This window comes from Sphaerochaeta associata (genome assembly GCF_022869165.1).
Lineage (GTDB): Bacteria > Spirochaetota > Spirochaetia > Sphaerochaetales > Sphaerochaetaceae > Sphaerochaeta > Sphaerochaeta associata.
The window spans coordinates 1,530,285-1,557,234 of the sequence record NZ_CP094929.1; the positions used below are offsets into that span (position 1 = coordinate 1,530,285).

24 protein-coding genes are annotated in these 26,950 nt (G+C 52.7%); 21 read left to right on the forward strand and 3 right to left on the reverse strand.

Features of this window, described 5'->3' with window-relative positions; genetic code table 11:
- Positions 1-22: 22 nt before the first annotated feature.
- The 9 genes from ftsA to MUG09_RS07120 are packed head-to-tail and all read left to right on the forward strand — an operon-like array spanning position 23 to position 8,898.
- Positions 23-1,270, forward strand: coding sequence for a cell division protein FtsA (ftsA, locus tag MUG09_RS07080; protein WP_244774901.1), 1,248 nt, complete (start codon positions 23-25; stop codon positions 1,268-1,270).
- A gap of 28 nt (positions 1,271-1,298) precedes the next feature.
- Positions 1,299-2,543 (forward strand): cell division protein FtsZ, encoded by a 1,245-nt coding sequence (gene ftsZ, locus MUG09_RS07085; RefSeq protein ID WP_244774904.1) that lies wholly within the window; start codon positions 1,299-1,301, stop codon positions 2,541-2,543.
- A 2-nt stretch (positions 2,544-2,545) separates the two neighbouring features.
- Positions 2,546-3,445, forward strand: coding sequence for a tyrosine-type recombinase/integrase (locus MUG09_RS07090; protein WP_244774907.1), 900 nt, complete (start codon positions 2,546-2,548; stop codon positions 3,443-3,445).
- Entirely contained in the window at positions 3,442-4,185 is a 744-nt protein-coding gene (locus MUG09_RS07095) for a TSUP family transporter (RefSeq protein ID WP_244774909.1), read from the forward strand. Before MUG09_RS07090 ends, MUG09_RS07095 begins: the two co-directional genes overlap by 4 nt.
- A 32-nt stretch (positions 4,186-4,217) precedes the next feature.
- Complete coding sequence (locus tag MUG09_RS07100; RefSeq protein WP_244774911.1) at positions 4,218-5,078, forward strand: DNA-processing protein DprA; 861 nt, start codon at positions 4,218-4,220, stop codon at positions 5,076-5,078.
- Positions 5,071-5,967, forward strand: coding sequence for a site-specific tyrosine recombinase/integron integrase (gene xerA, locus MUG09_RS07105; RefSeq protein WP_244774913.1), 897 nt, complete (start codon positions 5,071-5,073; stop codon positions 5,965-5,967). The genes MUG09_RS07100 and xerA overlap by 8 nt, the downstream gene beginning before the upstream one ends.
- Positions 5,957-6,496: an ATP-dependent protease subunit HslV gene (hslV, locus tag MUG09_RS07110; RefSeq protein WP_244774915.1), complete on the forward strand. Its 540-nt coding sequence runs from the start codon at positions 5,957-5,959 to the stop codon at positions 6,494-6,496. Before xerA ends, hslV begins: the two co-directional genes overlap by 11 nt.
- Before the next feature lie 3 nt (positions 6,497-6,499).
- Positions 6,500-7,879, forward strand: coding sequence for an ATP-dependent protease ATPase subunit HslU (gene hslU, locus MUG09_RS07115; RefSeq protein WP_244774917.1), 1,380 nt, complete (start codon positions 6,500-6,502; stop codon positions 7,877-7,879).
- A gap of 8 nt (positions 7,880-7,887) precedes the next feature.
- Positions 7,888-8,898, forward strand: a complete 1,011-nt coding sequence (locus MUG09_RS07120) for a flagellar biosynthesis protein FlhF (RefSeq protein WP_244774919.1) — start codon at positions 7,888-7,890, stop codon at positions 8,896-8,898.
- On the opposite strand, the gene MUG09_RS07125 is transcribed toward MUG09_RS07120, so the two are convergent.
- The gene (locus MUG09_RS07125) at positions 8,895-10,469 is read right to left on the reverse strand and encodes a peptidoglycan D,D-transpeptidase FtsI family protein (RefSeq protein ID WP_244774921.1); all 1,575 of its coding nucleotides are present in this window, start codon (positions 10,467-10,469) and stop codon (positions 8,895-8,897) included. The two genes, MUG09_RS07120 and MUG09_RS07125, sit on opposite strands and share 4 nt — an antisense overlap.
- A gap of 134 nt (positions 10,470-10,603) precedes the next feature.
- On the opposite strand from MUG09_RS07125, the gene MUG09_RS07130 reads away from it, so the two are divergent.
- Positions 10,604-11,722 (forward strand): M23 family metallopeptidase, encoded by a 1,119-nt coding sequence (locus MUG09_RS07130; RefSeq protein ID WP_244774924.1) that lies wholly within the window; start codon positions 10,604-10,606, stop codon positions 11,720-11,722.
- Between the two features lie 36 nt (positions 11,723-11,758).
- Here MUG09_RS07130 and secA read toward each other — a convergent pair whose 3' ends face one another.
- Positions 11,759-14,524 carry a preprotein translocase subunit SecA gene (gene secA / locus MUG09_RS07135; protein ID WP_244774927.1) on the reverse strand — a complete coding sequence of 922 codons (2,766 nt, stop codon included), beginning with the start codon at positions 14,522-14,524 and terminating at the stop codon, positions 11,759-11,761.
- A gap of 176 nt (positions 14,525-14,700) precedes the next feature.
- On the opposite strand from secA, the gene murG reads away from it, so the two are divergent.
- The 6 genes from murG to MUG09_RS07165 are packed head-to-tail and all read left to right on the forward strand — an operon-like array spanning position 14,701 to position 22,100.
- Positions 14,701-15,771 carry an undecaprenyldiphospho-muramoylpentapeptide beta-N-acetylglucosaminyltransferase gene (gene murG, locus MUG09_RS07140; RefSeq protein ID WP_244774928.1) on the forward strand — a complete coding sequence of 357 codons (1,071 nt, stop codon included), beginning with the start codon at positions 14,701-14,703 and terminating at the stop codon, positions 15,769-15,771.
- A gap of 3 nt (positions 15,772-15,774) precedes the next feature.
- Positions 15,775-16,302 carry a CvpA family protein gene (locus MUG09_RS07145; protein WP_244774929.1) on the forward strand — a complete coding sequence of 176 codons (528 nt, stop codon included), beginning with the start codon at positions 15,775-15,777 and terminating at the stop codon, positions 16,300-16,302.
- Positions 16,295-17,476: a hypothetical protein gene (locus MUG09_RS07150; RefSeq protein ID WP_244774932.1), complete on the forward strand. Its 1,182-nt coding sequence runs from the start codon at positions 16,295-16,297 to the stop codon at positions 17,474-17,476. The genes MUG09_RS07145 and MUG09_RS07150 overlap by 8 nt, the downstream gene beginning before the upstream one ends.
- Complete coding sequence (locus MUG09_RS07155) at positions 17,473-18,666, forward strand: two-component system sensor histidine kinase NtrB (protein WP_244774934.1); 1,194 nt, start codon at positions 17,473-17,475, stop codon at positions 18,664-18,666. Before MUG09_RS07150 ends, MUG09_RS07155 begins: the two co-directional genes overlap by 4 nt.
- On the forward strand, positions 18,656-20,017 hold the full coding sequence (locus MUG09_RS07160) for a sigma-54-dependent transcriptional regulator (RefSeq protein WP_244774936.1): 1,362 nt from the start codon (positions 18,656-18,658) through the stop codon (positions 20,015-20,017). The genes MUG09_RS07155 and MUG09_RS07160 overlap by 11 nt, the downstream gene beginning before the upstream one ends.
- Entirely contained in the window at positions 20,004-22,100 is a 2,097-nt protein-coding gene (locus tag MUG09_RS07165) for an ATP-dependent DNA helicase (protein WP_244774939.1), read from the forward strand. Before MUG09_RS07160 ends, MUG09_RS07165 begins: the two co-directional genes overlap by 14 nt.
- Positions 22,101-22,188: 88 nt before the next feature.
- Here MUG09_RS07165 and MUG09_RS07170 read toward each other — a convergent pair whose 3' ends face one another.
- Complete coding sequence (locus MUG09_RS07170) at positions 22,189-22,461, reverse strand: co-chaperone GroES (protein ID WP_244774941.1); 273 nt, start codon at positions 22,459-22,461, stop codon at positions 22,189-22,191.
- Between the two features lie 221 nt (positions 22,462-22,682).
- Between MUG09_RS07170 and MUG09_RS07175 the strand changes: the two genes are divergently transcribed.
- From MUG09_RS07175 to MUG09_RS07195, 5 genes are all read left to right on the forward strand, one after another.
- Positions 22,683-23,138 (forward strand): hypothetical protein, encoded by a 456-nt coding sequence (locus MUG09_RS07175; RefSeq protein WP_244774943.1) that lies wholly within the window; start codon positions 22,683-22,685, stop codon positions 23,136-23,138.
- Between the two features lie 234 nt (positions 23,139-23,372).
- Entirely contained in the window at positions 23,373-24,254 is an 882-nt protein-coding gene (locus MUG09_RS07180; protein ID WP_244774945.1) for a sigma-70 family RNA polymerase sigma factor, read from the forward strand.
- A gap of 158 nt (positions 24,255-24,412) precedes the next feature.
- Positions 24,413-25,150, forward strand: coding sequence for a GntR family transcriptional regulator (locus tag MUG09_RS07185; protein WP_244774948.1), 738 nt, complete (start codon positions 24,413-24,415; stop codon positions 25,148-25,150).
- A 10-nt stretch (positions 25,151-25,160) separates the two neighbouring features.
- Positions 25,161-26,003: a 5-dehydro-4-deoxy-D-glucuronate isomerase gene (gene kduI, locus MUG09_RS07190; RefSeq protein ID WP_244774950.1), complete on the forward strand. Its 843-nt coding sequence runs from the start codon at positions 25,161-25,163 to the stop codon at positions 26,001-26,003.
- Between the two features lie 4 nt (positions 26,004-26,007).
- Positions 26,008-26,811 carry a gluconate 5-dehydrogenase gene (locus MUG09_RS07195; RefSeq protein WP_244774952.1) on the forward strand — a complete coding sequence of 268 codons (804 nt, stop codon included), beginning with the start codon at positions 26,008-26,010 and terminating at the stop codon, positions 26,809-26,811.
- Positions 26,812-26,950 lie beyond the last annotated feature (139 nt).

The following is a 26,950-nucleotide window of genomic DNA, read 5'->3' on the forward strand; positions in this document are numbered from 1 at the left end:
CGACCAGAAGGGGGTTGCTGTAATGGCTGGTGAAAAGATGTTGATGGGATTGGATATCGGCTCGAGCCGGACCAGATGTGTAATCGGCTCGGTGAGCCGGGACGGCCAGCTTATGGTCGACAGCATCTGTGAACATCCGAGCGAAGGGGTGCGTGCCGGTTCCATCGTCAATATTGAACAGACTTTGAAGACCATCCAGACGGTGATCAACGAGGCGGAGCTCCAAGCAGGAGCTGAGATGAACGAAGTGATCATCGGAATCGGTGGAGAAAATATCGTTGGAATCGCCAGTACCGGTGTGGTCGGCATCAACAGCAAGGATCAGGAGATCAAGCGTGAGGACATTTTCAGGAGTCTTGAGGTGGCGAGGGCATTCGAGCTTCCCCAGGATCGCGAGATTCTTCATACCTTGGTCCAGGACTTCCAAATCGACGGGCAGATGGGCATCAAGGACCCGATAGATATGCTTGGTCACCGGCTTGAGAGCCGAGTTCTCATTGTTACCGCTGCCTCGTCGATGTGTCAGAATGAACGAAAGTGCATCCAGCGTTCGGGCTTGACCGTACAACGTTTGGTGCTCCAGAGCCTTGCCGACTCCGAGGTTGTGCTCAGCAGCGAGGAGAAGGAGATGGGGACGATCCTCATCAATATCGGAAGCGGTATCACCAATATGATCGCCTACTCGAACGGGGCTCCCGTGTATACCGGGGGTGTCAATCTCGGCGGGGAAGCGGTAACAAACGACATTGCCTATATTCTGAATAAAACCCGTGCCGCAGCCGAGCAGATTAAATGCGAAAGCGGGCACAGTTATGTCCCCTCGGTCTCCAGCGACGATATGATTCTCATTCCGCAGGTCGGGGGACTTCCCTCCATCAAGATGCCGAAGAAAGAGCTGAGCAAGGTCATCGAACCTCGCATGGCGGAGATTTTCTCCCGTTTGCAAAGCGATTTGGAGAAAGCCCAGATCCAGGGATCGTTTGGTGGAGGTGTGGTATTGGTTGGTGGGGGAGCCCTGCTCAGCGGGGTGACCGAACTTGCCAGTGAGATTTTCCGGCTTCCCGCCCGCCTTGGGTTCCCCGAGGCGATCGGAGGCTTGGATCGAAGCTATATCAGTCCCCAGTACACAACGGTTTTGGGGTTGCTCAAGAGCGAAGCACGCAAGGTTCGTGAGACGGGGACATCATCCAAGTCGCGCAAGGAGCGGGTGCATCGCAAAGAGGGTGGGGCCGCCTCCAAGCTCCGTGGATTCTTCAGGACCTTGTTTTAAGTAAAGCCGAAGGGCAAAGGAATATGCTATGGATTTTGGAATGTTTGAAGTAGAGGATATGGTCCAGGACGAACAGGCCACCTCTACAATCATCAAAGTAGTCGGGGTGGGTGGAGCCGGTGGAAATGCGGTGAACCGTATGATTGCCAGCGGCTTGAAGAAGGTACACTTTGTTACCATGAATACCGATATGCAGGCTCTTCAGCGTTCCAACGCCCAAATCCGGATTCCAATCGGCAAGGAGTTGACCGGAGGCCTGGGTGCGGGCGGTATACCTGAAGTCGGAGAAAAAGCCGCCCAGGAGAGCAAAGAGGACATTCGGCGTGAAATTGAGAATGCCGACATGGTGTTCATCACTGCCGGCATGGGAGGCGGAACCGGTACCGGTGCCGCTCCCGTTGTAGCTGAAATTGCCAAGAGCTGCAATGCCTTGACTGTGGCGGTCGTTACCACCCCGTTTGCATTTGAAGGAAAGAAGAAACTGATGCTTGCACAGGCTGGCATTGAAAAGCTGCGCAAGCAGGTGGATACACTGATCATTATCCCCAACCAGTACTTGTTGAAGGTGGTAGAGAACAATACCCCGATCAAACAGGCCTTCCTGATGGCAGATGAAGTGCTGTACATGGGTGTTCAGGGTATCAGTGAATTGATCACCGAACCTGGGGAAATCAACATAGACTTTGCCGACGTCCGCACAGTTATGAAGGGCAAGGGTGATGCCTTGATGGGCATCGGTTTCGGAGAGGGAGCCAACCGTGCAGTCGATGCCGCCAGGCAGGCCATCAGCAACCCGCTTTTGGAGAATGCCAGCATCGAGGGAGCCAAGAGTGTATTGGTCAACCTTGCTGGCAGTGACACCCTTACCTTGCAGGAGTACCAGGATGTAGTGGAATTGGTCACCGAACGCTGTGCCGATGATGCATTGGTTATCGCTGGACAGGCCTTTAACCCGGAACTGGGTGACCGTATCAAGGTTACTGTGGTTGCTACGGGTTTCGAGCGCAAGGAGGATGTCGTAGGAGCCGAACTTGCAGATATGGATATGGTAAAGCGACGGTATGCCGCCTCGGCAAAGCGGGATGACGGCAAGAATGAGGAAGCTCTGCAACCTGCAAGGAAGAACGAGGAGCAGCCCGATATCGCCTCGATTCAAGTGAACCGATGGCAGGATTTGCAGAAACAGCTCGGCAAAGGACCGGCTACCAATGCGAATGATTACAACATACCCGCCGTTCTGAGGTACTCCCGCAATAAAGCGGATGACAACTGAGCATGGGCAACTCCTCCAATGTCCTCCTGATTGAAGATTATACCGACTATCTAGGCATGCAGCGTCGCCTTTCGGAGGCGACGCAGTCTGTATACGCACATGAGGTCTCTCTTTTTTTGGCTACAAGCGTCGACTATGAGACGGTGAATGTAAGATGCATCGAGGCGTATCTTGTTGAGCAGGTACGGATTCGCCATTTGAGTGAACGCAGCGTTGCAAAGGTCGTCTCTGCGTTGCGGTCCTTTTTTTCGTTCCTGCAGTTGAGCAAGATCCGGGAGGACAACCCGGTTTTGCTTGTCCAGCGTGGCAGGCAACAGCAAACCCTTCCTCAGGTGGCGAGCATTGCACAAGTGGATGCACTGCTGGAGAGCATCGACACCTCCGACTTATTGGGCTTTCGTGACCGAACGCTGTTTGAGCTCATCTATTCCTGCGGTTTGAGAATCAGCGAGGCCTGCGACCTTGAGGTTTCCGACTATCAAAAGACCAGTATCAGGGTTGTGGGAAAGCGTCATAAGATCCGTATCATTCCCGTCGGTGAGGTGGCGCGCAGCTGGATCGACGCCTATCTGACGCAAGTACGTCAGGAACTTGTCGGCATGCGTGGTTCGACCAAGGCCTTGTTCGTTGGAAGGAGAGGTCGTAAACTGACCCGGCAGGCTGTGTACAAGCGTTTCATCGCTTATTGTGATGCCGGTGGCTTGGATGCCAAGGTGCATACCTTGCGACACAGCTTTGCAACCCATCTTTTGGAAGGTGGAGCCGACCTCAGAAGCGTGCAGGAGCTTTTGGGCCACAGCGACATCAAGACCACGCAAATCTACACCCATGTGGACACCAGGGTGTTGCAGAAGGCATATGAACAATTCCACCCCGATACCGAGGATGGGCAGCAGTCATGAACATCCTGATACTTTTGTGTCCCATCATTGCATTCGGCTCCTTCGTTGATGCCATAGCCGGTGGCGGCGGTTTAATCACCCTCACCGCGTATGTCGCGCTGGGGCTGCCGCCGCAGACGGCGCTGGGCAACAATAAGTTTGCCTCGGCCAGCGGGACCTTGGTTGCTTCCATCCAGTACCTTCGCAAGTCCCAGGTTTCCCTTTCCATCGCATCGGTGGCAACGCTGTTCAGCTTCATCGGCTCTGTTGTCGGATCCTTTCTTGCAACCCGCTATGCCGATACCTATCTGAACTACCTGTTGGTCATTTTGGTTCCGGCAGTCGCCCTTTTCATGGTGTTTAAGCCCGATTTCGGTCAAGCCAAGGAGAAGAGCCGCTTGCTGCTCTTCTCCCTTGCGTCGATTACCGGCTTGGTGATCGGAGCCTATGACGGTTTCTTCGGTCCGGGTACCGGAATGTTCCTCACCCTGATTTTCACCTCTGTATTGGGAATGGATCTGCTCAAGGCCTGCGGGACCGCCCGCATCGTCAATCTTGCCTCCAATGCAGCCGCTCTTGCCATGTTTCTCTCTCATGGAGTGATAGATTTCTCAATCGCCATCCCTTGTGCCGTCAGTGCCGTCATCGGGGGCTTTTTGGGAAGCCGGCTTGCTTTGAAAATCGGGGTGAATGTGGTCAAGCCTGTGATGCTCTTCGTACTTTTCCTTCTTCTGGTGAAGGTTGCGGTCTCCCTGTTCTGAAGCAAACCGCCGGCCTTCACCCCTTTGGAGGCATGAAACTCTCAACACTTCTTTCAATCAGTCAGCTTTCGATCGGGGCCGAGGAGAAGCTCGGTCTTGCTTACAGCAATCCATCTGCAAATGAATTGATATCACTCGGTGCGAATGCAAAAAGAACCGAGCGGATGCTCGCCTTCCTGGCCCATGGCGGCGCCCGTGTTGTCTTTTACGGGATGGCTTCCTACCCCGCACCCTTGTATCAACTGGACAATCCTCCCTTCCGTCTCATGTACAAAGGAGACCTGCCGAAACAAACGGACCGGTTTCTGATGGTATGCGGCACCCGTTGTCCCGATGCACTTGCAAGCCGGAGTTCCTATGAGTTTGCACTTGAAGCGGGAGCGAACGGGGTGGTTGTGGTTACCAGCAACAGCCGGGGCATCGACCGCAACTGCCTGTATGCCCTCAAGGACAGCAACAAGGCGGCACTTGTGGTTTGTGACTGCGGGCTGGCAGTCAAACGCATCACCTCCAACACCCTGCTTGCCGGTTTTTGCACGATTTCCGCTTTTGAGCCTGATGATCAGGCCCTTTCCTTCCGATGCCTCAGCCGCAATGTTCTCTCGACCGCCCTGGCCGAGGCGACGGTGGTGATGCAGGCACCGCTCAAATCGGGGGCGCTGCACTGTGCGACCTGTGCCCTCGACCTCGGCAGGGATGTCTATGTGCACAGCACGGGAACGCGAACAGGTGAAGTCAATACCGGTTCCCGCTCGCTTGCAGAAATGGGCGCTGAAGTGGTAACGGGATATCCGGATGTGGCTCTCAGGCACGATTGGCCGCAGGACAGGCGAATCCAAGCCGGCTCATTGTACCGTTTCGGGCCCTCATGCTATAGTCTAAGCCATGCATGAAGAGCCTTTGATTGCAACATTTCTGCAGACACAGAAGAGTTTGAGAAACCTCAGTGATCATACCCTGCTTGCCTATGAGCGGGACTTATTACAGCTGCAAGCCTATTTTGCGTCCTTGGGCGTCTCGCTCTTGCACAGCACCCGCGAGGATGCCCGTATGTTTGTGCGTCATTTGGTCAAGGACAAGCAGTATGCGCAGGCGAGCATCAACCGCAAGATCAGCTGCGCCCGGGTTTTCTACTCCTCGTTGCTCAAGAACGAGCTCATTGCCTCCAACCCTTTCTCCCTGATAGCGGTACACCGTCGTCAGGACAGGCTTCCTTCAGTCCTTACCGCTGCCGAGGTAGCTTCACTGCTCTCTCTGCCCTATGCTGATTTTCCCTCAACCCGCGATATGGTGGTGTTTACGCTGCTCTACGATACCGGTTGCCGCATCAGCGAACTGCTCTCGATCAAGGAGAAGGACATTGAGTGGGAAGAGCGGCGGATTCGTGTAGTAGGGAAAGGAAACAAAGAGCGATATGTCTTTTTCACCGAGCGTTGCAAGGTGTTGATGACATACTATCTGCAGTTGAAGCGGGAGCGTTTTTCCTGCCCTGAACTGCTCTGCTCGAACAAAGGAAAACAGTTGCCGATGAGCACCGTTGGTAGTATGTTTGCTGTGTATAGAAGAAGACTCGGGTGGCAGAAACCATTTACCCCTCATGTATTGAGGCACACCTATGCCACCCATCTTTTGGACAATGGGGCTGATATACGTTTGGTGCAGGAGCTGCTGGGTCATCAAAGCATCTCGACAACACAGATTTATACCCACGTATCACAAGAGAGGTTGGCCCGCGTCTATGCATGCAGCCACCCTCATGGAAGGAAACAGGATGAGCACTAGTTTTAAAGGAACCACAATCGTAGCAGTCCGCAAGGACGGTCATGTAGCAATAGCAGGCGATGGGCAGGTAACCGCCGGCGATACCATTCTCAAGTCGAATGCGCACAAGGTGCGCACCCTCTATGATGGCAAGGTAATCACCGGTTTCGCCGGCACCACAGCCGATGCCTTCACGCTCTTCGAGTTGTTTGAAGCGAAATTGAAACAGTTCAACGGCGACCTTACCCGGGCGGCGGTGGAACTGGCCAAACAGTGGAGAGTCGACAAGCAGCTGCGCCAGCTCGAGGCCATGATGCTGGTCAGCGACGGCAAGCGAATTTTCTTGATCAACGGGGCGGGTGATGTAGTGGATCCCGAGCGTGATGCCATCGGTATCGGCAGCGGCGGGAACTATGCACTCAGTGCAGCTTTGGCCTATTTGGATGCAAGCCCGACGATGAGTGCTGAGCAGATAGCACGCAAGAGTGTGGAGATTGCAGCAAAGCTGTGCATCTACACCGATGATTCAATTCATGTAGAGGTATTATAATTTATGGTATATACAGCAAGCAGGAAGCTTGACGAACTCAAACCTTCCGAGATAGTAAAGGAACTGGATAAATATATAATCGGCCAGAAGCAGGCAAAACGGACCATTGCGGTTGCCATCCGCAACAGGACCCGCCGCAAACGGCTGCCACTGGAAATCCGTGATGAGGTTTCTCCGAAAAACATCATTATGATCGGTCCCACCGGTGTGGGTAAGACTGAAATAGCCCGCCGTATCGCAAAGCTTTCCAACGCCCCCTTCATAAAAGTGGAAGCAACCAAATACACCGAAGTCGGGTATGTCGGACGGGATGTGGAGTCGATCATCCGTGATTTGATGAGCATCGCCGTACAGCAGGTGAAAGCCGAGCTTGCCGAACGAGAGCAGGAAAAGGTTGTCACCAGGGTGGAGGATCGTTTGTTGGATATTCTTCTGCCGCAGGTTAAGGAAGATCATTCGGTGGACATAATTCCGGTGGGCAGCACGTACAGCGACAGCCAGAAGGCAACCCGTGAAAGATTTCGGCAGATGCTGCGCGACGGCAAGTTCGACGAGCGTGAGGTAGAGATCAATGTCCAGAGCCGCAAGCGTGTCGGCATCGAAGTGCTTGGACAACCAAACATGGAGGAGTTGCAGGAGGCGATGCAGAGCATCGGTTCCATTTTCGGCAACGGTAAAGGCCACAACCGCAAGCTGACGGTCAAACGCGCCCGCGAAATTTTCACCGAGGAAGAGACGGACAAGGCGGTTGACACCGACCGCGCCATCGATGAGGCGAAGGAACGGGTCGAGCAGATGGGTATCGTATTCATCGATGAAATCGACAAGGTTGCCAAGGGCGGCGGCTCGGGCGGCGGCATCGATGTCTCCCGTGAAGGGGTGCAGCGTGACATTCTTCCCATCATTGAAGGAACCAGCGTATCCACCAAGTGGGGCGTCATAGACACCACGCACATCCTGTTCATTGCCAGCGGAGCATTCCATGTCTCAAAACCCAGCGACCTGATACCCGAGCTGCAGGGACGTTTTCCGCTGCGCGTGGAGCTTGACGACCTGAAGGCCGAGGATTTCTACCGAATACTGACCGAACCGGCAAATGCCATTACGATGCAATATCGTGAACTGCTCAAGACCGAGGGTGTTCAGATCATCTTTGAGGATGATGCCATCAGAAGAATCAGTGAGATTGCCTATGAGGTGAACTCAAATCATGATAATATTGGAGCCCGAAGACTGTTCACCATTATGGAAAAACTGCTTGAGGAGTTGAGCTTCAGCGCAGATGAACTCAGCGGTCAGACCATTCCCATCACCCAGGCATATGTGGATGAACGCCTTGGTGATGTAATCCAGAATCAGGATCTCTCGAAGTTCATCCTGTAGGAGCGCATTTGGAATTTCTGAGTCTTGAAGCAAGTGATTATGAAAGCGCACTCAGGCAGGCCCGTAGCGAATACGGGAATGCCGTGCGCATTCATACACGAAAGGATTTCACCAAGGCTTCGATGCTTTCTAAACAAAAACGCTGCAAGATCACCTTTTATCTGGTGGAATCGAAACCCCCGGTTTCGGTGGTTGAAGAAGACCCTGGGCGGATTGAAGTCTTCGATGCTGATGCCTACATGCAGGAGCTGCTCGTTTCCAATGATGTACCTTCTTCACTACATGCAGAGGCCAAGCAATTATTGGTTGCCGACAAGGGTGAGCATTCCCGCGCGGAGGTTGAGATAGCCCTGCTGCAATACCTGTTCGACGGAGTGCAGTTCGAGGAGGAAATAAGCTCACGGTATGCTGTTTTCGTCGGAGCTGCAGGAGTGGGGAAAACCACCATATCGATCAAGACAGCCCTGCATCTGCGCTCTCAGAAGGCAAAAAAGGTTGCGTTGTTGAGTCTGGATACCAATCGCGTCGGCTCACTCGGTCACATCAGGCAGTTAAGCCGTGAGTTTGCGCTCCCCTTGTTTGAAGCCTCACATGAAAAAGCATTGTCTGAATTGCTGCCTTCGCTCGAATCGTTCGACCATGTTCTGGTCGACACCTGCTCATTCAGTGCAAAGTATGAGGAAATGAAGCCCATCCAGGATGCGATGCTGGCACTGCTTGGTGAAAAGGAGTGCAGCACCTATCTGGTATTGAGCGCTACGTTCAAGGAAAGCGATTTGGCGGCCCAGCTGCAGATCTTCTCCCCGTTGCACATCCGAGCCGGCATCTGTACAAAGCTTGATGAGACCAGAGGCATCGGCACCTTGTTGGGTTTTACGCGCAAATCGAATCTGCCGTTGCTCTTTCTCTCCGACGGACAAACCATTCCTGACGATTTGCACATTGCATCGGCTTCCCATCTGATGAAATGCCTGCAAGGCTTCAGCCTCGATGTAACCCAATTTTTTCCATCAGCCTAGCGAACTTCCGTATCCTTGGCTTTCAGCTTGCCCTGGCTTACCAGCGACTGCACCAGGTTTGCGACGGCAGGGGCGGCGATGTTCGAACCCCAGATGGTATCCCCCTTGGGATTACCCGCTCCGATATAGATGATGTACTTTGGATTGTCGATGGGCACCATTGCAAGGGTTGAAGCCAAAACTGTTCCATCCTCATAGCTGTTGGTAAGCGGATTAAGAATCTGGGCTGTTCCGGTCTTCACTCCCACATCGACGCCGGCGACTCGGGCACGTACCCCGGTACCGCCATCCTCGGTTGCCATAAGCATACCGCTTCGAATGAGGCTTGTGGTTTCGCTGTCCAATACTGATTGAATCACCACCCGCTCGCGTTCATACAGAATGCTTCCGTCAACGGGGGAAGTACGTCTGAGAATGAGATTGGGTTGCAAGAGTTCTCCTGAAGGGCATAAGGCTGTGGCTGCGGTTGCAAGATGAAGGGCCGAAGTGAGGAGTTCCTGTCCAAAGGAAATGGTTGCCTGCGATCGGCCGGACCATGTGGAGGGTGGGGCGATCTGGGAGCGGGCTCGGGATGGAAGACCGATATCATAGGAGCTATTGAAGCCAAAACTTGTAAGTATGTCATAAAAAGCCTTTGCATCCGTCTGAAGGGCCCAGTGAACGATCGCCCCGTTGCAGGATTTACTGATCATCGTCCGCTCATCCACCTCACCGTGGACAGCAGTGCAATTGACGGTGATTCTGCTTGCTCCGGCTTGGAAGGTATAACTGCCGTCGCAATCGAATGTTTCAGAGGTCTGCGCCTGGCCGGCTTTGAGCACCGCCGCCAAGCTGAAGAGCTTGAAGACCGAGCCCGGCTCGTAGAGAAGATTTACCGCATTGTTTCTTCGTTGCTCCATCTTCGAAGCCGAAAGATTGTTGATGTCGTACCAGGGATAGCTTCCCATGCCCAGGATATCGGCGTTGACAGCATCGAGAACGATCGCCATCGCATAATCGGGGTTGTGTTGGTCGGCAATCTGCTGCAATTGGACATCCAATGCATATTGGATGTCCAAATCGAGAGTGAGTGTGATGTCCTGCCCATAGGTCACGGGAGCAGTGCCGATTTCGGGGTAGGGATTCAGATGAGCCTCCTCACTGAGCTCGATTCCCTCGATGCCGTATCCCTCTGTATTGGTGAAACCGATGATCTGCGAAGCGTGGAATTGGGCGGGGTAGGTCCTTCCCATGCGTTTCTCGACATTCACCTGTCCTCTGAGGGAGTACTTTTGGATTGCATCCAGCAGCGGTTGGACCATCCGGTCATCGATGCGCTCCTTGATCTGGGCGTAGGTAGTGTACGACTGCGCCTTGTTTTGTATTTCCTGGGGGTTCATCTGCACGAAAGGGGCTATGACTTCACTTACAAGCTGCATGTCCTTGATGGCATTGAGATGGAGATAGACTCCCCAGTAGGGTGTCTGGATGGCGAGGATTCTTTGGTTTCTGTCATAGATGGTGCCTCTGACGACCTGCGAAGCAACCTGAGGATTGTTGTAAGATTTGCTCGTGTTTTGATTAAAAAGCATCAAAAAGCCCAACCTGAGCAGAAAAATTCCTAAAAATATGATACATAGAAGGCACAAGAGCCTGATATAGGAATGTTTTGGACTGGTAGCCATGATTGTTTTATACTACTATGTAGAAAAGGTAATGTCGAGCTATGGCAAAAGACTATTATGACGATATGCAGGAGCGGCCTTCCTGGCGGTCACGGACAGAGGGGCAGCGGACAAAACCCAGCCGTGGTCTGATCTGGACCATTGCACTGGGGATAGCCATCTGTGTGGTGGTAATAGTCATTTGGTATCAGTTCTTCCCGGCTCAGGAGAGCAGGACTGGTGAGAGCCCCAAGACCGTAGTCGAAGTGCTTCCTCAGGTAGAGAAAATCATCGATGCACCCCAGGTATCCGCAGTAGTCGCTCCTTCCACCGATGCTGCAGTTCCTTCCGCAACCACTTCTGTGGCCGATGCAGTGGTTCTCGACACCCAGGCCCGTTCACTTTCCGACCGGCCCGTCGTGGGGGGGCCGTCCAGCTCGGTAACCGTCCAATATGCAGATCACTTGGTTGCTTCGGGAGAGGACCTTGCCTCCATCGCAGCCTTGTACAATCTGAAGACCCAAACATTGATCAGTGTCAACCAGATTCGTAACATCCAGGCGATACGGGAAGGCGTTACGCTGCGGATTCCCGACCGTGACGGACAGTTGTACACCGTTCGCGAGGGGGATATGCTCTCCACCATTGCACGCAAATACAGTCCATCCCTGGGATGGAAGACCCTGCAGGAGATCAACGGTCTCAAGAGCGAGAACATCCTTGTCGGCCAACAGCTGTTCATCCCTGATACTTCTTCAACCTCCACGAAACAACTTGCCGATGTAGCTCCGATTCAATTTCAGAAACCTGCCTCGGGTACAATCACCACGCTTTTCGGGCAACCATACACAAATCCGGCTACCGGAACCAGTGAAAGCATCGGCGGCATCCTGATCGTCGGTAACTGGGGTTCGGCGGTTGTCGCTTCGGCCGGCGGCCAGGTGGTCGATGCCGGTTATGAGGTGAAAGGCAGGGGTCGGTTCGTGGTGCTCAGCCATGAAGGTGGATACCGCACCAGCTACCATCATCTGGAGAATGTTGAGGTACGCATCGGCATGACGCTCTCCAAGGGTGAGACGATAGGAAGCATCGGTACCAGCGGCACCACCTATGAGCGGCCGACGCTCTTCTTCAGCATTGAGCAGTCGGGTATCGCCCTCGATCCAACACAGTTCTTCTAGAGAAAACAAGGGACCGGAAATTCCGGTCCCCATTTCTTACACATTCTTTCCATGACAGTGTTTGTATTTCTTGCCGCTGCCACAGGGGCACGGATCGTTGCGTCCGACCTTCGGTTGGTCGCGTCGGATGGTGACCGCTGCGACATCGCCTCCTCCCTGTACACGCCTGGCCGGTTGGGATTCTGAAGCGAATGCTCCCTTTGCAGTGTGTGACTCTACCATTCTTGCTTTGCTGCTCGGTCTCTGGTAGGACTGTTCGGGTCGGGTGATCTGCACACGTACCAATGTCTGGGCCATGAAATGCTTGATGCCTTCGAGCATCTCATTGAAGATTTCAAAGCCTTCAACCTTGTACTCCACCAAAGGATTCTTCTGTGCATAGGAGCGCAGTCCTACTGCATCCCTAAGATCCTCAAGGGTAGTCAGGTGATCCTGCCAGCGAAGATCGACCTGCCTGAGGTAGTTGAAGCGGAGGAAGTCGTTGAACGGTTTTTCACCGGTCAGTGCAACCTTTGAGTCGATTTCGGCATTGATACACTGAACCAGATGCTGCTTGTACTGTTCGCTTGTGGCTTTTGCATCCAGGACAGGAACGGTGAGTTGGAAAGTGGTCAGCATCTCAGAGAGGATTTTTGTTCCTTTCTGGTCGTCCTTGGCATCGGCGAATACGGTATCGACGATTCCCGAGCTGATTTCATGACAGATACTCCTCACACGCTCAATAAGATGCTCGTCAGCCAGGATTGCATCGCGCTCGCCATACATGAAATTGCGTTGTTCGTTCAGTACATCGTCATAGTCGAGCAAGTGTTTTCTGATTTCGAAGTTTCGGTCTTCAACCCGTTTCTGGGCTTTCTCGATGGCATTGGAGAGCATTCGATGCTCGATCGGCTCCCCGTCCTGCATTCCGATTTTTCCCAGGATGTTTTTCAGGTTCTCCGAAGCGAAGAGTCTCATCAGGGGGTCGTCAAGCGATACAAAGAAACGGCTGGCACCGGGGTCCCCTTGTCGGCCGCTTCGTCCTCTGAGCTGGTTGTCGATACGTCGTGATTCATGCCGCTCCGTTCCCAGGATATAAAGGCCGCCTAGTGACTTTACTTCTTCATAGTCCTTTTTCCAAGCAGGGAAAACCTGCTTGAGGGCGTCGGCGAACTCTTCGGGGGAAGCTTCCGTGCCGCATACTCTGCGTGCTCTCGCCTCAATGCTGCCCCCAAGCTTGATATCCGTACCACGGCCTGCCATGTTGGTGGCGATGGTGACCGCCCCCTTGGCACCGGCTTCCTCGATGATCATGGCTTCACGGGCATGGTTCTTGGCATTGAGCACCTCGTGCTTGATGCCCATGCGCCTAAGCAAAACTGAGAGCAGCTCGCTCTTTTCAATGCTGATGGTACCCACAAGAATTGGTTGGCCGGTCTTGTGGACCTTTTCGATCTCCTCACAGATGGCCTTGAACTTGAACTGCTCGTTGTAGTAGACAAGGTCGGGGAAGTCTTTGCGGACCACAGGCTTGTTCGTAGGGATGACCACCACATCAAGATTGTAGATTTTCAAGAATTCCGGTGCTTCGGTGTCGGCGGTGCCGGTCATGCCGCTGATCTTGTCATACATGCGGAAGAAGTTCTGGAAGGTAATAGTGGCCAACGTCTTGTTCTGTCCGAGGATCTTGATTTTCTCCTTGGCTTCTATAGCCTGGTGCAGCCCGTCGCTGTACCGTCTGCCATGGAGGATACGGCCGGTGAACTCGTCGACAATCTGGACCTGGCCGTCGACCACCACGTAATCGACGTCATTGCGATAGAGTCTGAGCGCCTTCACCGCCTGGGTGACATAGTGAACGTATTCAAAGTTCTCATCGGCATAAATCGAACCGTTTATGACATGGTGCTTGTTCAGCAACTCTTCCATGTGCAGCATCCCTTGGTTGGTGAAGGAGACTTTCTTCTGTTTTTCATCAAGTTTGTAGTCGCCGCGCTCCTCAAAGGGCTTGGCGTTGCGGTCGAAGCGGGCAAGGGGGTCCTGCTCGTAGTAGTCACCGGTCTCGGGATCCTTCTCACACTCGACCAAGGAGGATGCGATTTTCGCAGCACCCAGTACCTGGGCCGAGTCGTCCTCGCTTTGGCCGCTGATGATCAAGGGGGTTCTGGCTTCGTCGATGAGAATCGAGTCGATTTCGTCGATGATGCAATAGTGATGCTTGGGCTGGATTTTCTCCTCGGCCGACCACTTCATGTTGTCCCTGAGGTAGTCGAAGCCGAATTCGTTGTTCGTACCATACGTTACATCCCTGCTGTATGCTCTTCGCTTGGCCTCATTGTCCATATCCGAGAGGATGACTCCCACCGAAAGCCCCAAAAACTCGTATATGGGTCCCATCCATGAAGCATCACGGCCTGCAAGGTAGTCGTTGACAGTGACGATATGCACCCCTTTCCCTTCAAGGGCGTTCAGATATGCTGCCGGAACGCAGGTGAGGGTCTTGCCTTCACCGGTTTTCATCTCCAGGATTTTTCCCTGATGGAGTACGACTGCTCCCATAATCTGTACATCATAGTGCCGCTCACCCAGAACACGCTTGGAGGCTTCCCTGGCCAGGGCGAAAGCCTTGGGCAGCAAACTCTCCAAGGAGGCTCCTTCTTCCAGTTGCTTCCTGAACTGTGCAGTTTGAATAGGGAATTGGTCATCGGACAACGCTGAAGCCCAAGACTCTTCCTTGTTTACCTGCTCCACGAAGGGAAGGAGTGATCGCAGGTCCTTGTCTTGCTTGGTTCCGAACAATTTGGTGAAAAATGAGGTGCCCATGGATATCTCGCTTGCCGATAAAGATTGAGGAGCTTGGCCCCTCCTTCCTAGTATACTCATTCTCATGAGGCAAGAAAAGTGAAACCATGAGAAAAAGGTGGGCCAAATCTACCCGCACTGTATCAAGATGATACAAGTGACTAGCCGTTTCAAAGCTGTCATGGTATAGTCAACCTATGATTGTCTGCTATACAGGGGGTGGCACCCTCGGTCATATCTATCCCGCACTTGCCGTACACGAGGTTCTTGGAAAGCGGGCGGGGTATCAGGCTTTTTGGATCGGACGGGAAGATCGATCAGAAAAAGAGGCCGTGGAACTAGCGGGCATTCCTTTTTTTGCCATCCGCAGCGGAAAACTGAGACGATATCGGTCGCTGAAAAACCTGCTTGACATCGGCAATGTGCTCGTAGGGTGTTTTCAAGCCTTCTGTATACTCAGACGCAACAGGCCGAACGTGCTCTTTTCCAAGGGAGGCTTTGTCTCCGTTCCTCCTGTGCTCGCGGCCTTTCTCCTCGGAATACCGGTAGTCAGCCATGAAAGCGATGCCAGTGCCGGCCTGGCCACCCGCATCAATGCCCGCTTCTCCCGCTTTGTCTGCGTTCCGTTTGCACAGGGATTCGAAACAATACAGAAGCACAAGCGTGTGGTTACCGGCAATCCCATCCGGCAGGCCTTGGTTGCCGAGGCCGAGCAGCCGTACAAAGAGGGTGAACTTGCGTTCATCGGTAAGGATGAGAAGCTCATCCTCGTTCTCGGAGGCAGCAGCGGGTCGCAGCAGATCAATGCCCTTATTCGAAGCAATCTTGAAGCATTGACCCAATTGGCGTATGTTTATCACCAATGCGGGTCCAAGGATGTACAGAACCTGGTACACGAGCGATACACCGAAGTCGCTTTCATCACTGATTTGCTGCCATCCCTCTTGAAACGGGCGGATTTGGTGATCAGCCGCAGCGGGGCGAACACCATCGCAGAGCTTGCGCTCTTCGGATGTCCGAGCCTGCTCATCCCCCTAAGCCGTCAATACAGCAGGGGAGACCAGATAGATAATGCGCTTCGTCTTGCCTCCCTCGGTGCTTCTCGCGTACTCTTGGATGAGAACGACCTCAATCGATTCTTCGTGGAAGTAAAAGACTTGCTGGACGATAGGCAAAAGCGCACAATGCTTTCTGGGAACATCAGGAAACTGGCACAAAAAGAGTGTGCACATTCTATAGCTGAGCTGCTTGGCAGCGTGAAGGAGTAAGGTATGCAATGGGGACTGACCATCGGATCCGTGTATTTCAATTCGATTGACATCATTGTCTTTGTCCTGGCGATCATTGGAGGCATTGCCGATACCCTTACAGGGTTTGCCGATGCATTCTCCCACCGAAGCGGGTATATCGTGGGATTCTTTTCCGGCCTCATGTTCACCCGTATCATCGCAGATGTATTAGGCACATCTTTTTCCCTGCCTCCGATTCTCTCCAGCCTGATCGCTTTTGTGCTCCTGTTCCTGATCGGGTATGGTTTGATGCGTATAGTCGGCAATCTCTTGGAAACTGCGCTCAATGCCACAGGGCTTCGTGCGGTGAACGGGCTTCTGGGATTTCTTTGGGGCGTGATCGAGGTGGTCATAGCCGCCAGCGTCATCATCTACGTACTGGAACTGCAGAAAGCCTTCGACCTCTCCCCTATTTTCGATGCCAGTCAATTCGTCCTCAATATTGTCAGGCCCTTGGTTCCCGACACGGTCCACTGGTTCTCCTCCTCGATACAGGTAGCCCATGTTTGAATTACTTGAGCCTTTCCAAAACTCCTTGGCCTCTCAAATGCGAAGCCAAATACAAAGCGGTACCTTCAGCCAGGTCAACCTGTTTGGAGGTCCCCGCTACAGTCTGAGAATGAGTTTCGCCTTGGAGGCGGCCCGCGTCCTCTCCTGCAGTGAGCAGGGCCGGGTTCACTGCAACTGTGAAAGCTGCCGTAAATTTACAACGCTTTCCGATCCCGGTGTGCTGATCGTCAGTCAACGCGACCATAAAAGCATGATCGAGACGCATCTTGCAGCCTTCAGTCGCTTGAACAATGATTTTTCCAGGAAGGCGCTTATCCGCAGCATCCGGATCCTGCTTTTACAGTATCATCCATCCTTCAGCCCGGCTACACCGAGCCAGAACTCTTTGTACGATGCCGCTTCTGTTGTGAACGAACTCTTGATTTCCCTCAGCCAGGAGGGGGAGTTAAGTCAAAAAGAGGCAAAGAAGTGGGCGGATGAGATTCGCTCCTCGCTGAAGAACCTCTATGCGGCAAACCGCAGGAATACTACAATCACCATCGGCCAGGTACGGGCGGTGGATGAGTGGGTGAACCGGACCAGTATGGGATCGCATAAGCGGTTCATCATTTTGGAGGCGATGGAACAGACCAATGTCTCGGCGCGCAACAGCCTGCTTAAGATGCTGGAAGAGCCGCCTGAGGATACCTACTTTTTTCTTATCAGCGAATTCCCCAACCGAATCATGAGCACCATTCTCTCCCGTGTCCGCAGGTATGTTTTTCCCCCTTTGGGAAAGGAAGCGGTATTGAAATATTTGGAGCCGTACTACCTGCATGAAAGGCAGTATGAGAGCCTTGAGCAGTTCTATCTGGAAGGCGGGGGCATGGACCTGCAGAAGAATCGCCAGATTGCAGGCATGCTCTACTCGTCGGTGCAGAGCCGGCGTTACCTCAGCCTCACCGATTTGCAGCAACTGCTGACCAATGTCGAAGAAATGGACAGCTATGAGTATGTGTTGCGCGCGTTCTTGGATTTGCTCACCGTCGCTTTGGAGGAGAGAACCCTTTCGGCCGACCTGGCATACAGACTCTCGTCCTTGGTGAACAACAGCTTTTCCGAGAGCCAGTTGTTTAATCAGAATGGAAGATTGATGCTTGAGGCCCTGTACTATCGAATGATGGAGGAGCGATGAAGAACTTTGTCCAGCGGGCGATTCAGAAGATCGACCAGCTCGATACGAAGCAGATAGTCGACATCCTGCGTTCCCAGGCAAGTGATGTCGAGATGCTGGAGAATGTGCTGGAATCGATTCACGACGGAGTCATTCTCACCGACGAGAAGCTGACGGTCCTGTATGCCAACTCCAACTGCCGCAATCTTGTTCCGATGGCACGATTCCGTTCCTATGAGGGGATGGCCCTGTCGAAGGTCCTGGAGGACGAGCATGTACTGAAGTACATCAATCTGAGTGTGCAGCAGAAGAAAAGCGACGAGGACAATGAGTTCACCTTCCAAAAGGGTGACACTTTGCAGACCATCGCCGTAACCGTCTTCTCCTACAAAAGCAGCTCCGAGCGCAACCGCTCTTCCTATGTGGTAATGCTCAGCGATGTCACCGAGCATAACGCCAACGAAGCCAGACTGCGCAGAAGCGAGAACCTGGCCTCCATGACCACCATGGCGGCCGGGGTGGCGCATGAGATCAAGAACCCATTGGCGGCCATGGCGATCCATTTGCAGTTGCTTCGCAAAGCCTTCGGACGTAAGGAATCCCTTACCCTCGACGATGCGGCGCGGTACTTGGATGTACTCGATGAAGAAATCAGCCGGCTCAATTCGATCGTGGTCGACTTTCTTTTTGCCGTCAGGCCGATGGATACCCGGCTGCGTTTGGGACAGATCAAACGAACCCTTGAGGAGGTTGTCAAGTTTGTAATTCCCGAACTCAGCGAGCACCATGTCCATTTGAAGCTGGATCTTCCCACCTCACTGCCGAAGCTGGAGTTTGACGAGCATCTGATCAAGCAGGCTCTGCTCAACCTCATCAAGAATGCAATGAATGCCATGGAGAGCGGCGGGATGTTGATACTGCAGGCAAGGCATGACCAAAACCAAGTCTTGTTGAAGGTCATCGATACCGGAATCGGGATGGATGAGCAGACCCAACTGAAAATATTCGAACCGTATTTTACCACCAAGGCGACAGGAACCGGCCTTGGGTTGACCGTAGTATATAAGATCATGAAGGAACACAAAGGCGATATCACCGTCCAAAGCAAACTCGGCGAGGGTACGACGTTTACACTCTACTTCCCCGTACCCCGCAGTGAACGACTTGCATTGGACAGTCAGGCCATGGCGGAGGCAGACTATGAAGCGTAGCATCCTCATCTGTGATGATGAAAAGAATATCAGAAGCGGTTTGGCAATGGCGATGGAACTGGAAGGCTATGAGAGCATCGAGGCAACCGATGGTCAGGATGCATGGGACAAAATCAACAAGATGGGAGTCGACTTGGTCATAACCGACCTGAGAATGCCCAGAATGAGCGGAGAGGACCTGCTGCGAAAAATCATCGGGGCGTATCCGCGTATGCCGGTGATTATCCTCACCGGTCACGGAACCATAGAAACAGCTGTCGAGGCGATGCGCGGCGGTGCTGTCGACTTCTTCACCAAGCCTGTGGATTTGGACCGTTTGTCGCTGGTCGTCAGGAAAGCTCTCTCCGATACCGACCTCTATGCCGAGCATGAACGGTTGAAGGAAGAGGTCCAGCAACTGAAGGCGCGCAATCGCTACGACCGCATCATCGGCAAGAGCCAGAAAATGGTGGAGTTGATGGACACCGTCAGCCAGGTGGCCCCGACCAAGGCATCGGTGCTCATCACCGGTGAGAGCGGGGTGGGAAAAGAGCTGGTCGCCGATGCGATCCATGAGCTGAGCAACCGCAGCAAGGGCCCTTTCATCAAGGTGCATTGTGCAGCCCTTACGGCAAGCCTCTTGGAGAGCGAACTGTTCGGTCATGAGAAAGGCTCCTTCACCGGGGCGGTCAAGGAGAAGAAAGGGCGCTTTGAGCTTGCCGACGGGGGAACGATCTTTCTCGATGAAATCGGGGAAATCGACGCCCAGACACAGGTCAAGCTACTGAGGGTGCTGCAGGAGAGGCAGTTCGAGCGGGTGGGCGGAGAGAAATCAATCACCGTTGACGTACGCATAGTTTGTGCCACTAACCGCGACCTGCCCAAGGAGATAGAAAAGGGGAACTTTCGCGAGGACCTCTACTATCGTTTGAATGTGGTGCATCTGGATGTTCCTCCCTTGCGCGAACGCAAGGATGACATTCCCCTGCTTATGACCAGTTTTCTGCAACAGTTCAACAGTGAGAACGGAAGGAGCATCGAGGCCTTTTCCAACCAGGCCAAGCGGGCCTTGTTGGGGTATGAGTGGCCGGGGAACATCCGTGAGCTTCGCAACTGTATCGAAAGTGCGGTAGTGCTTGCCAGAACCTCCATCATCGAGGTCGAGGATCTTCCGGTTCATATCGGCAAGGCACAAAACGCCAGCAGCGTATCACTTGAAGTTGGGATCACCCTCGCCGAAGCAGAAAAACAACTGATCATCTCCACCCTTGCCTCATGTGCAGGGAACAAGACGAAGGCGGCCGAAGTATTGGGTATCGGGCGCAAGACCTTGCACCGTAAGCTACAGGAATATCACATTGACGAAGCATGACATTTACGAGATCTTCGACAAGGGGGGTCTGCTTGAGAAACACTTTCCCGGGTATGAATACCGGGAAGGCCAACTCATGATGGCCGAGCTGGTCAGGGAAAGCTATGAGAGTGGTGCCCTCGCAGCCATCGAGGCCGGGACGGGTATCGGTAAATCCTTTGCCTATCTTGCGGTTGCCTTGTATCATGCAATGAGCAGTCCGGATGAGCGCACCGTCATCGCAACCAGCACGATCAACTTGCAGAAACAGCTCTATGAAAAGGACTTGCCGATGCTTTTCCGGTATCTCGGCGTTTCATGTAAAACAGCTCTGGCCGTCGGCCGGGGCAACTATGTATGCATTCTCAGGTTTGTACAGACGAGAAGCGAATCCAGCCTGCTCAGCCAAGACCCGCAAAGCGAGCTTTATCAGATAGGGCAGTGGATGAAAAGCACTCAGACCGGTTTGTTTGCCGATTATCCCTCACGTTTGAGTTTCGAGCTGAGAGGAGAAATATGCTGTGATGGCGATTTGTGTCCTAATCACAGCTGTGAATACTTCAAGGAGTGCTTCTTCTTTAAGGCCAAGGCGAAGGCCAAGGAAGCGAAAGTCATTGTCAGCAACCACCATCTGCTCTTCACCGACGCCCAGAGCAGGCACATCAGTGATGTAGACTACAGCGAGGAGATGATTCTCCCCCCGTTCAATCGACTGATCATCGACGAGGCCCACAATATTGAAGCGAATGCAACCGAATATTTCACCGATGAATACAGCTCCAAGGAGATGCTGCGTCAGATTCACCGCATCCAGCGTACCGGCAGGTACAACAACAAATCATTGCTCGAGCAACTGGGTGAGTACAGTACGGAAGTTGATATCATCGACCGTATCCAGGATGACATCCTTCTGCTCCTGCAGGAGGTCGGCACCTTGGACCAATACTTGCTGGCGGTTTTTCAGAAAAACGATTTCCAGCCTGTCCTGATCAAGGCCGAACAGCAGCATCGCCTGGCCGATTTCGTAAAAGCAGCTGCTTCGGTGGCGGAAGCAAGCGGTCGGCTGGCCGCAAAAATCAATGTATTTCTTGAACACAACAAGGTTCCTGAAGAGTTGGATGCAAAAATTACCGAGCTGAAGGTGCGCGGGAGTAGAATATCACTCATGAGCGAAGTGCTTACACGTTTCTGCAACTTTGAGCTGTGGCAGGATGAGGTGCACTGGTTCAATGCAGAGGCGAACAACCGCGACCGCTCCGTCCAGGTTCGCATCACACCTCTGTCGATAGCTCCGTTGCTCGTCGATGCTCTCTTCACCAAGCTCGATACGGTGGTGTGCACTTCGGCCACCCTGGACTTGAGCGACCAATTTGCATTCTGGGGGAGCAGGGTGGGGCTTCCGTATGATGAAGGCCGTCCGTTTCTGAAAGGGATTTTCCTCTCTCCCTTCGACTATAAGAGCCGTTTGATGCTGCTCACCCCATCCGATGCCCCGCTTCCAGCGAAAGAGATGGAGGAGCCGTACATCAACTATCTGGCCCGAACCATCTGGGATGCGGTGAACAGTGCCGGGGGAGGCTCCTTGGTCCTCTTCACGTCCTATGTCATGCTCAAGAAGGTCAAGGGCATGTTGGAAGCACAGTTTGAACAAGCCGGCCTCACGTTGCTGGGCCAAGGCGAGCTTGACCGTTACACCCTGCTCAATCGGTTCATCGCCGAGCAGGACAGTACGCTGTTCGCCACTTCCTCCTTCTGGGAAGGCGTGGATGCTCCGGGTGACACGCTGCGGATGGTGATAATCGTCAAGCTTCCGTTCACCGTTCCTTCCGACCCGGTGTTCAAGGCCCGATGCGAAGCCATAGATAAAATGGGTGGAAGTGGATTCTATCAGCTTGCCTTGCAGTCGGCGACCATGAAACTCAAGCAGGGTTTCGGCAGACTTTTACGGAGTACGGCCGACCGGGGGGTGGTGCTGATTCTCGACAGCAGGGTCATCACGAAGAATTACGGGGTGTACATGCTTCGTGCCTTGCCTGAAAGCTTTCATCCGGAAACTCTGACGGCAGGGATGTGTGACAAGATCGAGAACTTTCTCTATGGATGAGAGAAGCTGAAGCTGGAAAGAGAGCGTAGAGAAATTGCAAAAAAAGAGGTGGGAACTGCTTCCCACCTGCTTCTGGCATCTGTTGATGCTACTCGATGATTGCAAGGATATCGGACATGCCAAGGATCAAGTACTCCTTGCCGTCGGCTTTCACAGAGGTTCCGCTGTACTTGTCGTGCATCACGCGGTCTCCTGCCTTGACGGTCATCTTGACCTTCTCAGTCCCTTCACCGACTGCAACAACAGTGCCGATCTGGGTCTTCTCCTGCGCTGTCTGAGGGATGTACAGACCGCTTGCAGTCTTCTCCTGCACCTCTTCAATTTTCACCAATACTCTGTCTGCCAAAGGCTTAATGGTCATTGTATGTTCCTCCAACCATAATTAAATGTGGTAGTGTAATAACGAGGGCTTCGCCTTCGCTTCAGATAATATAGTCAAAAGTAGCAAGACAGGCAAGCTGATTTATGCAAACTACGCGCAGCCTGTGCAGAACCTGCGCAGTGCGAAAAAACGTCGCTCCAAAGCTTGCCGTTATTAGGAGCCTTTACTATATTCAGTGTACGATGAAAAGGGAATGTGAAATGGAAGCACAGCGAGAACAGAATACCCAGCTTATGAAACAGATGGATTGTGTGTTTCTCAGTGCCGAATCCAGCTTGGAGCAGATTTGGAGACACTTTTATACGCTTGCTCACCTGTTCGCCAAGTCCCAGGACCTTGCGAGCAGCCTCAACTGCTTCATCGATGTATTTTTGATCAGGGGGAACGAGATGCACAATCCGGATAAGGATTGGCTCGACTTCTTCCGCCGTCAATTTGCCATGTACCTGATGGGCAAGCGACGTATTACCTGTTCACTCAGCGAAGGCGACATGATTCATGATTTTTTGAAGATGGAATACGAGATGCTCAAAGAAGAGCTTGAACAGAGTGAACTTCCTTTTGCCCGGGAGAATCTGAGTCAGTGGTTTGCCTCCATCGAGCTCGATTTCCCGTGGCTTGTGGGCGATTTTGAACCAAAATGGTCGGTTGGCTGAACAAGTACAAGGTTTTTGGGTCAGAATGAGCCGGAAAACCATGTGTTTTCATCAGGCGTGTCAAAATGAACCACATTGCAGCCTTTTTTCCTACCTTCAGCAGGTGAAATGTACCAGCTAATACTTTTAGAAAATATATAAAAGCCTATCTAAAAAAGAAATAATAAAACTATTTATAAACTTGGCACGCTAGTTGCATCTACTTTTACAACGACCCAAAAGGGAGAATGCAAGATGAAAACGAAACGCGCCATGCTTACCAATAACGATGCTTCTTACGCTTATGACGATGCAAATATTCTGAGTATGTATCTGAAGGAAATCAACCGCATCCCGCTGTTGACACCCGAAGAGGAACTTTCGCTTGCCAAACGCGCCCAGAAGGGTGACGAGTTCGCCCGCAAACGTATGATCGAAGCCAATCTTCGGTTTGTGGTGAATGTAGCCAAGAAATATCAGAACCAGGGTATGCCTTTGATCGATCTGATCAATGAAGGAAACATCGGTCTGATGACGGCTTTGGGCAAGTTCGATCCCGACAAGGGTTATCACTTCATCAGCTATGCCGTGTGGTGGATCCGTCAGTCGGTCATGAAGGCGATCAATGAGAAAAGCAGGGCGGTGCGACTGCCCCTGAACCGAACCAATGAATTGCTGCAGATCCAGAAAGCGCAACGCTCCCTTATGAAAGATTTGAGCACCGATGACCCAACCATGGAGGATATCGGGACTTTGACGGGGTTTGAACCCGAGCACGTTTCCAACCTGCTTTCCATAAGCCGTGATTTGATCAGCCTCGATGCACCTGTCTTCAATGACGGAAGCACCAGCAACATCGGTGATTTCATCGAGGATGAGTCGCAGAATCCCGAGCAGTCCTTGATGGATGCTTCCTTGAAAGAAGATGTGCGATCATTGCTCGCCACACTCAGCGACAAGGAACGCGAGATCATAGAGCTTCGCTTCGGCCTTGAGGGAAAGACCCCGATGTCACTGAAGGAAATCGGAGAGTTGTACAACCTTACCAAGGAGCGTATCCGCCAGATCGAGAAAAAAGCCCTTGAAAGGCTGAGGAATCCTTCGAAGAGCAAGATGGTGGAAAGCTATATTGCATAACAGCACCGCAGGGTGTATCCATATAGATTGAAAAAACCGGGCGACACGTGTGTCCGGTTTTTTCGTATTGACAGGTCAATTGCTTCATGTTAGGATGCAAATGGATAATTTGCATGCGAAAAATATATTTCGAATGCAAAATGGGAAGAAGGAGTACCATGCGGGCAAAAGATACTGCGAATCATGTATACGCCTCTTTGCGCAAGGAAATACTGGGATTGGACATTGTCCCCGGACAATTGATGCGGGAGCAGGACATCTGTGAGCGGTTTGAGGCAAGCAGGACTCCTGTGCATGTCGCACTTGAACGGCTGTGCGATACAGGCCTGCTGGAGTTTGTTCCTTACAAGGGTGTGCGTGCCACCTTGCTGAAATTTTCCCACATCTATCAGATCATATTGATGCGCACCGTCCTTGAGACCAAGGTCCTCATCGACTTTGCCCGGAAAGCCGACCCGTTCGCCTTGGAACGCTGCCATCATTCGCTGCGCAACCAAGGAATACTGCTTGCAAGCGACCAATTCGAGCCTGCGGCATTCTACGCGTTGGATTCTCAACTGCATCAGACGTGGTTTGATGAAGTGGGGTTCCCCTTGTTCTGGGATGCCATTCAGGATTCAGAAGTCTATTACACACGCTTTCGTATGCTGGACATTGTGGAAATGCATAATTTCAAAGAAATTGTGCAGGAGCATGCTGTACTGCTTTCGTTGTTGGAATCACAGCAGTATGATCACATCGAAGGTGTGTTGACCTATCATTTGTTTGGAGGGATTCGCCGTATGCAGTATGTCTTGCAGTCGGATCTCGGTTCATATTTCAGTGATGCACAAAATATCGGGTCGTACCTTGACAGGGTGCTGTCATTCGAGCGGCCGGATTGTCTTTCAGAGTAGGAGGAATTACATGGACATTCGTTATTCAACAGGAAAAGAGGCCTTCAGGCACATGACCACCGAGGAGCTTCGCAAGGAATTCTTGGTACAGAACATCTTCAAGGCCGATGATGTAAGTGCTGTGTACTCGCACATCGATCGGATTGTCACCCTGGGTGCCATGCCGGTCTCCGGCAAGCTCGACCTTGCCAAGAACATCGATCCGATGAAGGACTTCGGCGTGAACTACTTCTTGGAGCGACGGGAACTGGGGATTATCAACATCGGCGGTGATGGGGTGGTGGAGGCTGACGGGGTGACCTACAATATTGTACACTTCGATGGTTTGTATCTACCCAAGGGTACCAAGCAGGTGAGCCTTGCAAGCAAGGCTGCCAAGAATCCGGCCAAATTCTACATGAGCAGCACCCCCGCCCATCAGGTGTTTCCGGCCAAGCATATTGTTTTTGCCGAATCCAAGCATGTACCTGCCGGCAGTGCGGCCGAAAGCAACAAGCGCACGATCAACCAATACATCCACCCCGACGTACTGGATACCTGCCAGCTTTCAATGGGCCTGACCCAGCTGGATGAGGGTAGTGTGTGGAACACGATGCCCGCCCACACCCACGAACGCCGCATGGAAGTGTACTTCTACTTCGACATCAAGGAGAAGCAGACGTTGTTCCACCTTTTCGGCGAACCAACCGAGACCAGGCATATCGTTGTAGGCAACGAGGAAGCGGTGATCAATCCGTCGTGGTCCATCCACAGCGGGGTAGGTACGAGCAACTATACGTTCATTTGGGCTATGTGCGGCGAGAACCGCACCTATACGGATATGGACTGGGTGGCAACCCAGGATTTGAGGTAAAACCATGGCAAATATGCAGGAAATGTTCTCCCTAAAGGGAAAGGTGGCCTGGGTGACCGGAGCCAGTTACGGGATCGGGTTTGCAATCGCCGGTGTGTACGCACAGGCAGGGGCGAAGATTGCGTTCAACGACATTACTCAAGAGTTGGTGGACAAGGGACTTGAAGCCTACAAGCAGGCCGGGATCACAGCAAAAGGCTATGTATGTGACGTAACCGACGAGGAAGCCGTAATGAAGACCAATGCACAGATTGCAAGGGATCTGGGACCGGTCGACATCCTGGTGAACAACGCCGGCATCATCAAGCGCATCCCGATGCACGAGATGCCCGCAAGCGACTGGCGCAAGGTCATCGACATCGACCTCACCGCTCCGTTCATCGTCGCCAAGGCGGTACTGCCTTCGATGATGGAGCGCAAGAGCGGGAAAATCATCAATATTTGTTCCATGATGAGTGAGCTCGGACGTGAGACGGTCAGTGCCTATGCCGCTGCTAAAGGTGGCTTGAAAATGCTTACCCGCAACATCGCCAGCGAATACGGCAAGTACAACATCCAGTGCAACGGCATCGGGCCCGGGTACATCGCCACCCCGCAAACAGCTCCTCTGCGCGAGCGGCAGGCCGACGGCAGCCGACACCCGTTCGACTCGTTCATCGTCGCAAAGACACCGGCCGAGCGTTGGGGAAACACCGAGGACCTTGAGGGTCCGGCTCTCTTCCTCGCTTCGAAGGCCAGTGACTTCGTCAACGGCCATGTCCTGTATGTGGATGGGGGTATTCTTGCCTACATCGGCAAGCAGCCCTGACTTTAAGTAAACACTGATACACCCGTTCAATTCCTATGTGGATGAGGACGGGTTATTTTTGTTGCTGTTTGTTGCAGTTTTTTGCGGAATCTATTGGTTCCTCAAAGGGAAACTTAGTAATCCATGAATTGTAGAGAAA

Coding starts and splice junctions, on each gene's coding strand:
- murG (WP_244774928.1), top strand. CDS start 14,701: ATGATTGTCTGCTATACAGGGGGTGGCACCCTCGGTCATATCTATCCC.
- MUG09_RS07180 (WP_244774945.1), top strand. CDS start 23,373: ATGAAAACGAAACGCGCCATGCTTACCAATAACGATGCTTCTTACGCT.
- ftsZ (WP_244774904.1), top strand. CDS start 1,299: ATGGATTTTGGAATGTTTGAAGTAGAGGATATGGTCCAGGACGAACAG.
- MUG09_RS07130 (WP_244774924.1), top strand. CDS start 10,604: ATGGCAAAAGACTATTATGACGATATGCAGGAGCGGCCTTCCTGGCGG.
- xerA (WP_244774913.1), top strand. CDS start 5,071: ATGCATGAAGAGCCTTTGATTGCAACATTTCTGCAGACACAGAAGAGT.
- MUG09_RS07125 (WP_244774921.1), bottom strand. CDS start 10,469: ATGCTTTTTAATCAAAACACGAGCAAATCTTACAACAATCCTCAGGTT.
- MUG09_RS07175 (WP_244774943.1), top strand. CDS start 22,683: ATGGAAGCACAGCGAGAACAGAATACCCAGCTTATGAAACAGATGGAT.
- MUG09_RS07170 (WP_244774941.1), bottom strand. CDS start 22,461: ATGACCATTAAGCCTTTGGCAGACAGAGTATTGGTGAAAATTGAAGAG.
- hslU (WP_244774917.1), top strand. CDS start 6,500: ATGGTATATACAGCAAGCAGGAAGCTTGACGAACTCAAACCTTCCGAG.
- kduI (WP_244774950.1), top strand. CDS start 25,161: ATGGACATTCGTTATTCAACAGGAAAAGAGGCCTTCAGGCACATGACC.
- MUG09_RS07150 (WP_244774932.1), top strand. CDS start 16,295: ATGTTTGAATTACTTGAGCCTTTCCAAAACTCCTTGGCCTCTCAAATG.
- MUG09_RS07195 (WP_244774952.1), top strand. CDS start 26,008: ATGGCAAATATGCAGGAAATGTTCTCCCTAAAGGGAAAGGTGGCCTGG.
- MUG09_RS07185 (WP_244774948.1), top strand. CDS start 24,413: ATGCGGGCAAAAGATACTGCGAATCATGTATACGCCTCTTTGCGCAAG.
- MUG09_RS07155 (WP_244774934.1), top strand. CDS start 17,473: ATGAAGAACTTTGTCCAGCGGGCGATTCAGAAGATCGACCAGCTCGAT.
- ftsA (WP_244774901.1), top strand. CDS start 23: ATGGCTGGTGAAAAGATGTTGATGGGATTGGATATCGGCTCGAGCCGG.
- hslV (WP_244774915.1), top strand. CDS start 5,957: ATGAGCACTAGTTTTAAAGGAACCACAATCGTAGCAGTCCGCAAGGAC.
- MUG09_RS07145 (WP_244774929.1), top strand. CDS start 15,775: ATGCAATGGGGACTGACCATCGGATCCGTGTATTTCAATTCGATTGAC.
- secA (WP_244774927.1), bottom strand. CDS start 14,524: ATGGGCACCTCATTTTTCACCAAATTGTTCGGAACCAAGCAAGACAAG.
- MUG09_RS07160 (WP_244774936.1), top strand. CDS start 18,656: ATGAAGCGTAGCATCCTCATCTGTGATGATGAAAAGAATATCAGAAGC.
- MUG09_RS07090 (WP_244774907.1), top strand. CDS start 2,546: ATGGGCAACTCCTCCAATGTCCTCCTGATTGAAGATTATACCGACTAT.
- MUG09_RS07095 (WP_244774909.1), top strand. CDS start 3,442: ATGAACATCCTGATACTTTTGTGTCCCATCATTGCATTCGGCTCCTTC.
- MUG09_RS07100 (WP_244774911.1), top strand. CDS start 4,218: ATGAAACTCTCAACACTTCTTTCAATCAGTCAGCTTTCGATCGGGGCC.